The sequence below is a fragment of the Sediminicola sp. 1XM1-17 genome (assembly GCF_037203765.1).
Classification (GTDB): domain Bacteria; phylum Bacteroidota; class Bacteroidia; order Flavobacteriales; family Flavobacteriaceae; genus Sediminicola.
Window position 1 is genome coordinate 57667 of record NZ_JBBCAS010000001.1, and the last position, 13767, is coordinate 71433.

General features: G+C 41.7%; 16 protein-coding genes. 9 read left to right on the plus strand and 7 right to left on the minus strand.

The genetic code is table 11. The annotated features are described in order from the left end of the window. Window positions 1-57 precede the first annotated feature (57 nt). From WAA86_RS00255 to WAA86_RS00275, 5 genes are all read left to right on the plus strand, one after another. Window positions 58-936, plus strand: coding sequence for a cell division protein FtsX (locus WAA86_RS00255; protein ID WP_337298960.1), 879 nt, complete (start codon window positions 58-60; stop codon window positions 934-936). Window positions 937-945: 9 nt separating this feature from the next. After that, window positions 946-1209, plus strand: coding sequence for a DUF3098 domain-containing protein (locus tag WAA86_RS00260; protein ID WP_337298961.1), 264 nt, complete (start codon window positions 946-948; stop codon window positions 1207-1209). 3 nt (window positions 1210-1212) lie between these two features. Continuing rightward, the gene (locus WAA86_RS00265; protein ID WP_337298962.1) at window positions 1213-1998 is read left to right on the plus strand and encodes an undecaprenyl-diphosphate phosphatase; all 786 of its coding nucleotides are present in this window, start codon (window positions 1213-1215) and stop codon (window positions 1996-1998) included. Then, entirely contained in the window at window positions 1995-2702 is a 708-nt protein-coding gene (truB, locus tag WAA86_RS00270) for a tRNA pseudouridine(55) synthase TruB (RefSeq protein WP_337299482.1), read from the plus strand. Before WAA86_RS00265 ends, truB begins: the two co-directional genes overlap by 4 nt. Before the next feature lie 70 nt (window positions 2703-2772). Further along, window positions 2773-3501, plus strand: a complete 729-nt coding sequence (locus WAA86_RS00275; protein WP_337298963.1) for a hypothetical protein — start codon at window positions 2773-2775, stop codon at window positions 3499-3501. Here WAA86_RS00275 and WAA86_RS00280 read toward each other — a convergent pair. The 6 genes from WAA86_RS00280 to WAA86_RS00305 all read right to left on the minus strand — a co-directional run bounded on the left by WAA86_RS00280 (window position 3484) and on the right by WAA86_RS00305 (window position 10284). Beyond that, the gene (locus tag WAA86_RS00280) at window positions 3484-4110 is read right to left on the minus strand and encodes a thioredoxin family protein (protein ID WP_337298964.1); all 627 of its coding nucleotides are present in this window, start codon (window positions 4108-4110) and stop codon (window positions 3484-3486) included. The two genes, WAA86_RS00275 and WAA86_RS00280, sit on opposite strands and share 18 nt — an antisense overlap. Before the next feature lie 67 nt (window positions 4111-4177). Next, window positions 4178-5107: a YitT family protein gene (locus WAA86_RS00285; RefSeq protein ID WP_337298965.1), complete on the minus strand. Its 930-nt coding sequence runs from the start codon at window positions 5105-5107 to the stop codon at window positions 4178-4180. 71 nt (window positions 5108-5178) lie between these two features. Further along, on the minus strand, window positions 5179-6582 hold the full coding sequence (locus WAA86_RS00290; RefSeq protein WP_337298966.1) for a TolC family protein: 1404 nt from the start codon (window positions 6580-6582) through the stop codon (window positions 5179-5181). Continuing rightward, window positions 6582-7931, minus strand: a complete 1350-nt coding sequence (locus WAA86_RS00295; protein WP_337298967.1) for an HlyD family secretion protein — start codon at window positions 7929-7931, stop codon at window positions 6582-6584. Before WAA86_RS00295 ends, WAA86_RS00290 begins: the two co-directional genes overlap by 1 nt. 6 nt (window positions 7932-7937) lie before the next feature. After that, complete coding sequence (locus tag WAA86_RS00300) at window positions 7938-9605, minus strand: peptidase domain-containing ABC transporter (protein WP_337298968.1); 1668 nt, start codon at window positions 9603-9605, stop codon at window positions 7938-7940. Beyond that, the gene (locus tag WAA86_RS00305) at window positions 9598-10284 is read right to left on the minus strand and encodes a TetR/AcrR family transcriptional regulator (RefSeq protein ID WP_337298969.1); all 687 of its coding nucleotides are present in this window, start codon (window positions 10282-10284) and stop codon (window positions 9598-9600) included. Before WAA86_RS00305 ends, WAA86_RS00300 begins: the two co-directional genes overlap by 8 nt. A 139-nt stretch (window positions 10285-10423) precedes the next feature. On the opposite strand from WAA86_RS00305, the gene WAA86_RS00310 reads away from it, so the two are divergent. Further along, on the plus strand, window positions 10424-10777 hold the full coding sequence (locus WAA86_RS00310) for a hypothetical protein (protein ID WP_337298970.1): 354 nt from the start codon (window positions 10424-10426) through the stop codon (window positions 10775-10777). 21 nt (window positions 10778-10798) lie between these two features. On the opposite strand, the gene WAA86_RS00315 is transcribed toward WAA86_RS00310, so the two are convergent. Next, a complete protein-coding gene (locus WAA86_RS00315) occupies window positions 10799-11722 on the minus strand; it encodes a LysR substrate-binding domain-containing protein (RefSeq protein ID WP_337298971.1) in 924 nt (307 codons plus the stop codon). A gap of 115 nt (window positions 11723-11837) precedes the next feature. Here WAA86_RS00315 and WAA86_RS00320 point away from each other — a divergent pair, with 115 nt between their 5' ends. Genes WAA86_RS00320 through WAA86_RS00330 form a run of 3 tightly spaced genes read left to right on the plus strand, consistent with a single transcriptional unit; the run spans window position 11838 to window position 13743 of the window. Further along, a complete protein-coding gene (locus WAA86_RS00320) occupies window positions 11838-12149 on the plus strand; it encodes a hypothetical protein (protein ID WP_337298972.1) in 312 nt (103 codons plus the stop codon). Between the two features lie 27 nt (window positions 12150-12176). Continuing rightward, window positions 12177-13139 (plus strand): sodium-dependent bicarbonate transport family permease, encoded by a 963-nt coding sequence (locus WAA86_RS00325; RefSeq protein WP_337298973.1) that lies wholly within the window; start codon window positions 12177-12179, stop codon window positions 13137-13139. Between the two features lie 40 nt (window positions 13140-13179). Further along, window positions 13180-13743, plus strand: coding sequence for a DNA-3-methyladenine glycosylase I (locus WAA86_RS00330; protein WP_337298974.1), 564 nt, complete (start codon window positions 13180-13182; stop codon window positions 13741-13743). Window positions 13744-13767: the final 24 nt, after the last annotated feature.

Genomic DNA, 13767 nt, shown 5'->3' on the forward strand with positions numbered 1-13767 from the left:
CCAAGGGTCATTTCATATTCAATTTACTTTATTACTTTTACGTCATGATTTTTCGTTATGAGCAAATCTTTTGAGCGTTATCAAAAAAGAAAACTGATCTCTTCCTACTTTTCAGTGGTCCTAAGCATAGGCCTGGTACTTTTTTTATTGGGCATTTTGGGCCTTTTGGTATTGAACACCAAAAAAATGGGGGATCATTTCAAGGAACAGATTTCCATATCGGTCTTCCTAAAGGACAGTGCCAAACCCATTGAGGTAGACCAGCTGCAAAAAAGTTTGGCTTTGGCAGATTATACGAGATCTGCGACCTACGTGTCCAAAGAGGAAGCAGCAGAGCAGCATAGTGAAGAAATCGGTGAAAATTTTATCGAATTTTTAGGTTACAACCCGCTAAAGAATTCCATCGATGTGAAGCTGAAGGCAGATTTTGTCTCCACGGAACAGATAGAGGATATTGCGTCCAACTTGGCTGCCAAAGGTTATGTGGAAGAAGTAAGTTATGACCAACCTTTAATAACCCTATTGAACGAAAATGTGAAGCGGATAAGTTTTTGGATTCTAGTGGCCAGTGCCATATTTACCTTTATTGCCGTATTGCTCATCAACAGTTCCATCCGTTTATCCATCTACTCTAAAAGATTTATTATAAAAACCATGCAAATGGTGGGTGCTACCAAGACCTTTATTAGACGTCCCTTTATCTATACGAATATAAAACTGGGTATGTTGGGTGCCGTTTTGGCACTTGCGGCCCTGGCCGGGACCCTATACTATGTAAACGATAATTTCCCTGAACTGAACCTGATGGAAGATCCGATGATCTTGGGCTTTCTTTTTCTCGGGGTTTTCATTTTGGGAGTGCTCATATCCGTTTTGAGCACCTTTTTTGCCACCCAGCGCTTCTTAAACCTTAGGACAGACGATTTATATTACTAAATTTGCTATATGAAGAAAAACAGCGGGAATCAGAACCAAGGTCCAAAACCTGAATTTATCTTTCAAAAAAAGAACTATATGTTCATGTTCATAGGCTTGGCCTGCATCACTTTGGGCTTTATTCTTATGAGCGGCGGAGGGAGTGACGATCCCACGGTCTTTAATCCCGATATTTACAATTTCAGAAGAATACGCTTGGCACCAACCCTGGTACTTATAGGTCTGGGTATTGAGATTTATGCCATTTTGTTGAACCCCCACAAGAAAAAATAAGCATTGGACATCCTACAAGCTATTATACTTGCCATCATTGAAGGCATAACCGAATATTTACCGGTGTCTTCAACAGGGCACATGATCATCGCATCCTCGTTTTTTGGAATTGCCCAAGAGGAATTTACAAAGCTGTTCACCATTGTCATTCAATTGGGGACCATTATGTCCGTTGTGGTGCTTTATTTTAAAAGATTTTTTCAAAGTCTGGATTTCTACTACAAACTATTGGTCGCATTTTTGCCTGCCGTAGTTTTTGGATTACTGCTCAGCGACGTCATTGACTCCCTGCTTGAAAACCCTTTAACAGTAGCAATTTCATTGGTCCTTGGAGGATTGATCCTTTTGAAGGTCGACGATTGGTTTGGAGATGCCGAAAACACGGAGATCTCCTATCGAACTGCTTTTAGAATAGGACTCTTTCAATGTTTGGCCATGATTCCGGGAGTCTCCAGAAGTGGCGCCAGTATTGTTGGAGGTATGACCCAGAAGCTTTCCAGAACGGCAGCGGCAGAATTCTCTTTCTTTTTGGCACTGCCCACTATGTTGGGCGCTACCCTGAAAAAAAGTTACGACTATTACAACGCAGGTTTTACCCTAACCAGCGAACAGGTAAATTACTTGATCATTGGCAACGTGGTCGGGTTTTTGGTGGCCTTGGTCGCCATTAAAACCTTTATCGGATATCTGAGCAAGCACGGTTTCAAAATGTTCGGCTACTATAGAATCGTTGTGGGTCTGGCCATTCTGATCATACATTTTTTTATACGACCCCTAACTGTGATATAATGACGAAAGAAGACTTCTTGGAAGGACAGATATTGTTGATTGACAAACCGCTTACCTGGACCTCTTTTCAAGCAGTAAATGCCTTAAAATGGGCCATACGGAGAAAATTTGAGCTCAAGAAAATAAAAATTGGCCATGCCGGTACCTTGGATCCCTTGGCAACTGGACTTCTGTTGGTCTGCACTGGAAAATTCACCAAGAAAATCACTGAGCTTCAAGGACAAGCAAAAGAGTATACGGGCACCATTACCTTGGGAGCCACGACACCTTCCTACGATCTTGAGACCGAAGTGGACAAGACCTATCCTACGGAACATACTACGGAAGAACTGTTGCATGAGACCACCAAACAGTTTATCGGTGAAATACAGCAATTCCCGCCCGTTTTTTCGGCCTTAAAAAAAGATGGAAAAAGGTTGTACGAGTATGCCAGGGAAGGAAAAGAAGTAGAGATACCATCCAGGACCGTTGAAATACACAACTTTGAAATTACACAAATTGCGATGCCCCAAATTACATTCCGCGTGGTTTGTAGCAAGGGCACTTATATCCGCTCTTTGGCCAATGATTTTGGCAAAGCCTTGCAGTCCGGAGGACATCTTTCTTCCCTAAGAAGAACCAAAATAGGTGATTTCAACGTAGATAATGCTGTAACACCTCTTGACTTTCAGGATGCATTGCTTCCCGATCGTTTGAGTTCTTAATCGCAAATGGACTTAATCCTGTCATAAGCCGATCAAGTAAAATCCAATAACAACAAGAGGTCTTAGTTGTATGAAATTGAACAGAAGTCAGCTTTCCTTTTTGATAACGCTCTTCTCCATGTCCCTGATGGTATTGGCACTTTACAATATTCACTTAGGTGCCAAAGAGAAGGGTGAGTATATTATTGAGCTCAGCCTATTGGAAGATGAGGAGCTTGAAAAAATGTTAGAGGAAGAAAAAAAAGCGGAACAGGAGAAAGACCAACCCAGCCAAAGTAAAAGTAATCTGGCCGTAAATGAAGCTTCAAAACCTAGCTTTGGCAAGCCCGAACCATTAAAAACATTGGAAGAACTTCAGGAAGAGCAGGAAACCTCCTCCAACAGTAGTGAAGAAATAGATTTTCTCAACTCCACAACAGGTTATGGTGCCAGCCTTAAAAAATTATCAAAACAAAGGGAAGAGGCCAAGCAAAAATTAGGGGAGCTGGAAGCCAAAAAAACGAAAAGCACCAGTTACTCCAAAAGAAACACCACAGTATCCTATTCTTTGGTAGACCGCAGTCATTATGACCTGCCCATCCCAGTATACACCTGTATTGAAGGCGGCAAAATTGTTATCAATATTCTCGTGGATTCCAACGGATATGTCATACAGGCAGAAGTAAACAAAAAAAGTTCCAATACCCTTAACGGATGTCTGGTGGATAATGCCATTACCTATGCCCTGTTAGCACGATTTAACCCTAGGGCAGGAGATAACCAAAAAGGCACTATAACCTATCTATTCCAGGAAAAGTAATTCCATAAGATCTTCGACCGTATTTTTCCCTTTGTTCCTATTGTACCACACCTGCAGGTCTTCCTTGAACTCTGGAGTAAGCTGACCATGCATCTTTTGGTAGTCATTGGCCATTTTCCTTGCTTCACTTGGTCGTGGACCCCATGTCCATAGCACCTCAGAAGAAATGGCATCCAATGCCAACAGTTTTGGAATTGACCTTGTTCCATTGGACAGGAAATGCTCCATCAGTTCCAGATTTTCATCCCTTAGTATTAGTTTAAGGGTAATATTGGGATTCAACAAGGCCAATTGGTTGATGACCGGAATGGTCTGTGCCGCATCCCCACACCAGCTTTCGGTAAGGACAAGCCATGTCATTTTATTTGGAATTTCGGCAACCTTGCGCCTCACCTCCTCTTCGAGTTTCACGGTTTTATCCAACCGTTTCATCCTTTGCTGGTTCAATTTGGTAAAGTCACTGTACAATTTGGACTGTTCGAGCCCGGTTGTTTTTCCTTCACGGGCCAATTGATCCATTAGAGATCTATATTCCCCATAATGCAGCCCACGGACTAGACCAGCTCCAATAAGATCCTTCAACTTCTTACCCTCTGTCTTATTTTCCAATCGCACTTATATTTTGAAGAATCATTTTGCCCTTCCCTCTAAATGAATATCCCGTATTCCCCAATAATTACAAATGCCTCTTTTTTATCATCCCTCCTCGGGTATCATTGATACTGTGCATGACCACAAAGGCATTAGGGTCTATTTTAGCAATCTCTATGTTCAATTTTCGTATTTCCAATCTCGTGATCACCGTGTAGATCACATCGTATTCATTCTGGGTCCCATGTTCTGCATACCCACCCTTGGCTCTGTAAATGGTAAGTCCCCGTCCCAATTTTTCTGTGACCATAATTCTGATCTCCTCGCTTTTCACCGAAATGATGGTCACCCCATTATATTCCTCAATACCATCCACTACAAAATCCAGGGTCTTGGAAGCGGACAGGTAGGTCAGCATGGAATATAGTGCCGTTTCAACGGACAGCAGGTAGGCAGCCGCAAGAAATATAATAATATTGATAAGGATAATGATATCCCCGATGGTAGTCCCCATTTTCCTGCTCAAAAAGATAGCCAGGACCTCTGTTCCATCCAATACCCCGCCCCCTCTAATGGACAGACCTATTCCGGCCCCCAAAAAGAAGCCCCCAAATACCGCTACCAATAATTTATCGTGGGTAACCTCTGGAAAGTGCATGGTCGCGAGAACTATGGCAAGGCCCAAAATAGCCAAGGATGCCTTAATGGTAAAAGTCTTACCTATGACCTTGAATCCAAGGAACAAAAAAGGAATGTTCACCAGAATAATCAAGAGGTAAAGAGGCACCATGGTTATTTCCGTTGCCAACAAAGAAATACCTGTGGCTCCTCCATCTATAAATCGGTTGGGAAGAAGAAAACTCTCCAGCCCAAATGCGGCAGAAAAAATGCCCAGTATTATAAAGAAGGTATCCTTAAAAAAAGAATTGAAGCTGATACGTAGTTTTCTGGAGCGCTTTAGATAGGCGCCTGCATGACTAAGTATCCTATAACCTTTGTTGATTCTGCCCTCCATATGTCCCGCTTTGTAATTATAGGATGAAATTAATCTTTTCTATAAAACCTATAATGGCAACTATCCTCTTTTTACAAGTTTTCTGGATTTACGGCCAAACTATTGAACAATTTGGCCTTTGTGGTGAAAAATTTATTTTGAACCTGGTTTTGCTTAAGCTCGGAATCTATCAACTTGCTCTCCCTGGAGTTGATCAAGAACAAGGAGCTTTCCCCAAAACTGAACTTGCGTTCTTCTGCTTGGAGAAGCGTTTCATAATTATCAACCATATCCGCTATCAATTTATTCTGGATTTCAAAGGATTCCAATTCCCTGTAAATCGCAATAATCTTGTTCTTTAACTCGATTTCTGCATTGTCCAATTCATATTGGGCGTCCTGTAACTTAAATTTCGCCAATTTCAAATCGCCCCTCTCCTTTCTCAGAAATAGTGGTAGCTGAAAATTAATGCCCCCCTTATAGTTTTCTGTTTCCAAGGAATTTATCAGTTCCGGGGTCTCGGTCAAAAAATTATATTCCAAATCTATTTTGGGCAACAGCTTGTTGGCCTTGAATCTTTTGTCTACCTCAAGTCCTTCAATTTTAAAATTGAGGGATCTGAGTTTTGGATGGTTATCCATGGAAAAGCTATCCAAGGGCATGCCCATAATCTCCAAAGTAGTATCAATATCATCACTAAGGTCCGCATCGGGCACTACATTAGGCTGAAGCTCCACGGGAATATTATCGCTCAACCAAAGAAAATTGGACAATTCCAAAGACTTGTTCATAAACCTGACTTTGGCCTGTTCCAATCCTAAGGCCCTATCCTGCACCACAATTTTAGCTTCTACCGTGTCAATTGCCGCCTTATCCCCTGCAAGGGCACTTTTTCTGACACCTTCGAACCGAATTTGGGCGTTCTCAAAAAAGTTTTTGAAAATTTCCATGTCATTGTACGCCTGCAACCAATCAAAATAAGCTATAGAGGCCTTAAACAAGATTTGATTGATCAAAAGATCCCGATCGGCCTTGCTCTGTTCACGGAATAGCTTGGCCTGCTTTAAGGTCGACATCCTTTCATTGATCCAAAAGCCCTGCCCTAGGGAGAGTGAAATTCCAGCGCTATAAAGTCCATCGTCCGGCACAGTGCTTTCGGGATTTAAAAAGGTCCCATCGTTTTGTTCAAAGGTGCCCTTGAGCTCTATCCCATACCATGTAGGTATTTTGAAAGCAGCATTGAGCTTGTCGTAATAGTTGGTTCCCTTAAAATCCTTTTGGTCAAAATCCACTTCAATCTTTGGATCAAAACCACCGCGGGCACGCATGAGATTTGCCTGACCAGTGGCAAGCGCAAGTTCTGCCTGTTTGGCAATGGGATGGTATTTTTTTACGTATCCCAAATACTCCCTGAATTTCAGGACAACGGTATCCTGATCCTGTGCACTGGATAAGAAAAAGGTAAAAAAAACGAGATATAGCATGCTGTTCCTCATCACTTCTTGCTTTTGGAGGCAGTAGTTTCCGGCTGATAATAGTTAGGTGGGAAACCATTTAATTGACGCCAAAGTTCAAACCAAATAGGCACATCCTCCAGTAGGGCAATAGTGTTCGCACCGGAACCCACACGTATATCCTTGGGCCAGGGATGATCCTCAGGATCAGGAGCCAACAATACCCGATATTTACCATTATCACTGATAAAAGTTTCAATGGCAACCACCTTACCACCATAGGTACCATAGGACAAATTGGGCCATCCGGAAAAAACAATGGCAGGCCACCCGTCAAATTGAATCCTAAACTTCTCCCCCAAATGCACCAAAGGAAGGTCTATAGGTTCCACAAAGGTCTCTACGGCCAGTTCATAATCTGCCGGCATGATTCCCACTAGTCGGTCTCCCTCTTTGAAGGTCTCACCAATTCCTCCTTGGATTGCCTTGTTGATATACCCCGATTGAGGGGCACGGATATAATACAGGTCGTTCCTCATTTCATAGTTGGTGTAGTCACTTTCCAATTTGGAAACCTGTGCTTCGGAATCGAACTGGTTGGATTGGGCGGTATACATATCACTCTGGGCCTTGGAAAGCTTATCGGTGTACTCTGCGCGCACGCGGTTAATCTCCACTTCGGCGTTGATCACCTCATTCTTGGCTGCCAAAAGTTTGTTCTCTTGGGAGATCAACTTCGCCTGGGTCTCCTGAAGCTTTAAGCGCTTTTCTTCCACATCGGTCACCGCTTTCAACCCCTCTTTTTCCAATTGTTCCACCCTATCAAATTGACGTTGCGCAATATTGATATTGGTCTTGGCGGCTTCCAGGTCGATACTATCACTCTTTACCTTTAGTTTGGATTGTATCAATTTATTTTCCGCTTGTTTCAATTTGAGTATCCTTTCCTGCAACACGGCACCAATTTGGTTGTTCAGGGCCTTTACCTTTTCGCCATAGGAGGAAACGGCCATGGATTTGGCCTTGATCTGCTGTCCTGTACGTTGTACCAAGTTAGGATCAAAGTACTCATTTTTGATTTCGGAAATAAACAATATTGTGTCTCCCTTTTTAACAAAATCACCTTCCTGCACATACCATTTCTCAATTCTTCCAGGTATTGGTGATTGCACTGTTTGTGGTCTTTGGCCCGGCTTTAAGGTAGTGAGGAATCCCAAAGCCCTAATGTTTTGGGTCCAGGGAAGAAACAAAACAATAAGTCCAAATATAGCAGACACCAACAGAAACCTATTGAAATGTTTATAATGTCTTTTATGAAAAACCTTTTGGGCAGATCTATATACCAATAGATCAACTTTCTTGTTGAGCTCGTTCTTTGAAATGTTCAGCATAGTTACCTAGTTTTCACTTATAATTTTCCCCTCTTCAACAATAATTTTTCGTTCGCAGCGGCTCACCCAATTAGGGTCTCTACTAACCACCACCAATGCCCAGGGGTTATTCCTGTCTGTTAGGAAATCCATGATCTGTACTGCCTCTTTTTCATCCAATTGATCCAGTGGATCTTTCAATATGAGCAGTTTCGGCTTCCTAACGATACTTCTTGCCAAGACAATTTTCTTGGATACAGTATAGGGTATCTGCTGTCCTTCCGGATATAAAAAAGTATTGATGCCCTTGGGCTGTTCCTTTACAAATTGCAAAAGACCCACCTTTTCCAAGGCCCAGTATAGATCTTTTTGTGTAACACTTTTATCCCCAAAGGTGATATTGTTTAAAATGGTACCTTCAAACGGACTCTCCTCTGTTAGGGATTGGCCCAAGAATGATCTGTAATGGTTGGGAAGGATATTCCCCAAAGAAATATCATTGACATAAATAGTGCCTTCGGTTGGACTCAAAAGTCCGGATATAAGCCGAAGCAAGGTAGATTTACCCGAACTATTGGGTCCCAGTATCAAGGTCCTTGTTTTGGGCATGATCTTCAGGGAAAGCTCGTCTATAATTTTTCTGTTACTACCAGGAACACTGAAAGAAACGTTTTCCAATTCTACGGTAAGTTCCATCTCCGCATTCAAAGGAGTCTCCCCTTCCTGAGCTTCCAATTCCTTGTCTACCACCTGCCCTAATTTTTCGATGGAGGTCAGCAGATCATAAATGGTTTCCAAACCACGAATCAATTTTTCAACCGAATTTATGACCAAGAGAATAATGATTTCGGCAGCCACAAATTGTCCAATGTTCATTTCTTGGTTCAAAACCAACAGCCCCCCAATAAGCAAAAGGCCACCTGTCACCAACACCTTGAAACCGATCATCTGGATAAACTGTACCACCAAAACGCGGAAGTGGTCCTCCCTCGCTTCCAAGTAGTCGGACACCAATTCATCGTTCTTTGTCAAGGCATGGCTGGTCCTGCCAGAAAGCTTAAAACTAACCAATGATCTAGCAACTTCTTGGATCCAATGGGCAACCATATACTTGTATTTGGATTCCTCCAAACTGGTATCCATACCCTTTTGGGCGGTAAACTTGAACACCACGTAAATTAACAACAGTAACAAGATCCCATAAAAAATAAAGAATGGATGATAAAACGAAAGGAGTATCAATCCAAATATGATTTGCAAGAGGGAAGCAGGAAAATCTATCAAAACTTTTGCCAGTCCTTTTTGGATATTTAAGGTATCGAAAAATCGATTGGCCAATTCCGGAGGATAATAGTCCCGTAATTCTGTGATTTTGATCTTGGGAAACCGGTAGGCAAATTCGAAGGACGCCCTAGTGAATATTTTTTGTTGTACGTTTTCAATGATCCTGATCTGCATCAACTGCAAAAGACCTGCAAACGCCACACCCCCCGTAACAAGGATGACCAATATGATCCACGCCGAACTGATCTGTGCTCCCTGTATCAAATTGATAATTGCCTGGATTCCCAGCGGGAGGGACAAGTTCACCAATCCAGCAAAAATAGCATAGTAAAATGTTTGCAGAATATCCCTTTTATCCAATTCCAACATTCCCATTAACCGCTGCCAAGCGGTTTGCACATTTTTAGCCATTTATTTCAATTTTTAAAGAATTAAAAACCATATCCGTAAAATAATGGGTTACAGAATTTGATTTGGTACATTCGGTCAAGGAGGTAAAGTGGTCCCTAAGAAAGTATTGGTGCAAAGACCCTTCCAATACCGTACTTGCCAAACTGGTCGGGAACAAATATTCAGGGTCAACTCCTTTGATCATGTCACTTAAACGTTGTGCCATTCTTTTATAGATTACAAAATATCCCTCCTTGTTCTCTTTATCCACTTCCTTGGTCAAATAGGATTTGGAATATTCGCTGATGATAATTTTATTCAAAAGGATCTCATTGATATACGAGAATGAGGAGTCCACCTCTACCTCTCTTGTGATGACCTCTATTGCCTTTCTAAGTTTCTCTTTTTTATCTTCGATACTGTTGGTGGAGAACACCAGTTGATACTCCAACCACCCCCAATACCAAGACGTAAGGTACAATAAAAGTTTATGTTTGTTTTCGAAGTAACGGTAAATAGAACTTTCATTGGAGCCTATTTGTGCACCCAGCTTCTTAAAGGTAAAATCTTCGAAGCCCAATTCATGTATCATAACAATACTATGCTCAATAATCTTCTTTCCAAGGTCAGAAGACTGTGGATCCTTGAGGTATATTTTATCGTTGATCTCAAGTTTTATTGACTGAAACAACCTGTCCATGAGGAATTGTTAAATAAATTTCCCGCAAATATAATAGCAATACTATTATATTGTAATACATTAACTACTATTTAACATAGGCAATACTTGTACTATGTGAAAAAATAAATAATTTTGCTCCATAAAAACCTAATAAACAATGAGAACAACATTATTAATATTAGCATTTTGCTTGGGCACCAGCAGCTTATTTGCCCAAGGAACTACAGAGACGATTTCCCAAGGAACCGTATTGACCTTGAGCAGCCCGGTAGGACACAACTATAAGCATATTGATTTTCCCAGAAGGAATTTCATTATTAAAAGAGGTGCCGTGGCCGATTACAATTCCTTGATTGGGATGGAGATCATAGTAAAAGAAATGGTTACCGGAACTGATGGCTCCACCAAGGCCATTTTGGAACGAAAGGATGGACGTCCGTTCTTTAGATTTTACCCAACAGTTGAGGCCAATTTGGAACAGGCTTTGGCAGTGGGTGAACTCAAGAGCTAGGAACCGAAATCACTTCCAACCCTAATATTCTTCGAACCACCTAAATTTTTGTTGGATTATGGCATCTTTTGTAGTGGTCACATGATCCAAAAAGGACTGTGCAACGGGGGACAAATTTTTGGAAGGTAACCAAACAAGATTCCAGTTAGTTACCAGTGGCAGCCCTGCCACTGGTATTATCTGTAATTCACCCGTCCTCAACTCGTTCTTGATCCCGATCAAAGGCATAATTGAATATCCCAAACCAGCTACGATAGCCTGCTTCACAGCCTCATTTGAAGTCAATTCAATTTTCTTCCGTACGGACAACTTATTGTTTGCAATAAAATTTTCCATGGCGTTCCTGGTTGCCGAACCCTGTTCCCGGTAAATAAGGGGCAGCTCCTCAAACTGTTCTTTTTTCAAAGTGCCCTCCGATTTTTCATGTTGGGCTCCTCCTACAAAGAAAAGCTTGTTCTGCATCAATTCGACACTTTCGGTTTTGATCTGTTTGGGCAAAACGGAAACCATTGCAAAATCTACCTCATTGCCCTCTAGGCTCTCTACCACCTTGGATTTATTGGTAACATCCATAATTAAGTCGACCCCTTTGTGCTCACGGATAAATTCGGCCAAAAAATAGGGCATTACATATTTCGCCGTAGAAACAACCGAAATTTTAAGTCGACCTGTCAATTCTCCGGCATAGGCCAACGTCCTATAGTTTATGGCATCTACCTCATTCAATATTTTCTCTGCCGCCTTAGCTATTTCCCGACCAAAGTCGGTTATAAACAATTTCCTCCCCACTACTTCTGTCAATGGAATTGAAAACTGTTCTTGAAAGTTTTTTAATTGAATGGACACCGCGGGCTGTGTCAAAAACAATTCCTCCGCTGCCTTGGTAATACTCTTGGTTTCCGAAATCTTGAAGAAAATCTTCAGCTGGTGCAATGTATAGTTCATAAAATATTTTTATGTATGTCATTATAAATATAAATAAAAATTTATGGACAATATTCCTAAACTTTGCACCGCCTTAAAAAAAGGATATAAGAATTAACAATTAAAAACCCTAATTATGAATGCAATGAAAAAACAGTTCAAAATCGTCGAAGGAGCATTTACACCTTCAGAAACCGCTGAAGTACTTTTCACCTTGATCAACGACAAAATAAAGTATCACAACCTTCAAATCACCGAGATTACAGAACGATTTGGTGGTGATACTTCCCATTCCGAAAGAAGAATAAAAGAGTTACAGGAATCCAAAGAGCAGATTAAGGAGCTTATTATTGCTGCCCGCGACAACGGACAGACCATCAACATACACGGCACCATAGTGCTGGATGTAAACGTCCATGAAGAAAACGCGGCCACAACATTATCCTAACCTCAAAAATAGTTTTATCTAGCCGCTATGGATTTACATTTACTGATCGACAACCTGACCAATCCCGCCCTTTTATTTTTCTTTCTCGGTATTATGGCGGTACAATTAAAAAGCGATCTTGAAATTCCACCAAGTTCCTCCAAATTTATATCCCTTTACCTCATATTTTCCATTGGCTTCAAAGGAGGCCTTGAACTGTCCCACAGTAATTTGGACATGGAAATTTTGTGGTCGCTTTTATTTGGCATATCCATGGCAATACTAGTTCCCGTCTACACCTTTTTTATATTGAAGCGAAAGTTCAATGCGGAAAATGCCGGGGCCATTGCGGCCGCTTACGGCTCTGTCAGCGCAGTGACCTTTGTTACCGCGGTGTCCTATCTGGAAATAGCCCAGATCGACTTTGATGGTCATATGGTGGCAGTCATGGCCCTGATGGAAGCACCTTCCATCATAGTTGCGGTACTCCTTATGTCACTTTACAGGAACGGGGAACAACAAAAAACCAAACTAGGTACTATCTTACACCATTCCTTCACCAATGGCAGCGTTCTGTTGATCATCGGGAGCCTTGTGATAGGCTTTCTGGCCAGCGATGAACAGGCCAGGGGCATCGAGCCCTTTACCACCGACATCTTTAAAGGGTTCTTGGCCGTCTTTCTTTTGGATATGGGTATTACCAGTGGTAAAAGGTTATCCGATTTTATCAATAAGGGATGGTTTGCCCTCTTGTTTGCTATCTTTATACCACTATTAAATGGGGGCCTGGCTGCTGTAGCAAGCGGCATGATTACAGAAAGTATTGGCAACAGGTTCTTATTCGCCCTGCTTGCAGCGAGTGCATCCTACATTGCCGTGCCCGCAGCCATGAAACTGGTGGCGCCAAGAGCAAATCCAAGTCTTTATATTCCTATGGCACTTGCTATAACCTTCCCTTTCAACATCACCTTGGGCATGCCCATTTATCTCTTTATTATTCAAACATTCTAAATTAATCCCATATCTTTAATCGTCCATAAATGCGACAACAATGAACAGACACAGATGCGCCTGGTGCCTTGGCGATCCCCTGTACGAGGCTTATCACGATGAGGAATGGGGGGTGCCATTAAAGGATGACGATTCCCTTTTTGAGTTTTTGATTTTAGAAACCTTTCAGGCCGGGCTAAGCTGGATCACCATTTTGAGGAAGCGTGAAAATTTTCGGGATGCCCTTGATGGGTTCAATTACAAAAAGATCGCTCGCTACGATCAGGAAAAAATTGCTTCCCTACTTGACAATTCAGGAATTGTCAGAAATAAGTTGAAGTTAAACGCCACTGTGACCAATGCACAGGCATTTATTAAAATCCAACAGGAATTTGGAAGTTTCAGCGCGTACATTTGGAAATTTGTGGAAGGGAAACCCATTAAAAATGCAGTTGAATCACCAAAAGATATTCCTGCCAATACCGAGCTCTCCGACACCATCAGTAAGGATTTAAAAAAACGCGGATTTAAGTTTGTGGGAAGCACGGTGGTTTACGCCCACATGCAGGCTACCGGAATGGTGAACGATCACGAGATAAATTGTTTTAGATATCATGAGGTTTAGATCTGTAGCTTTAACAGTTATGCT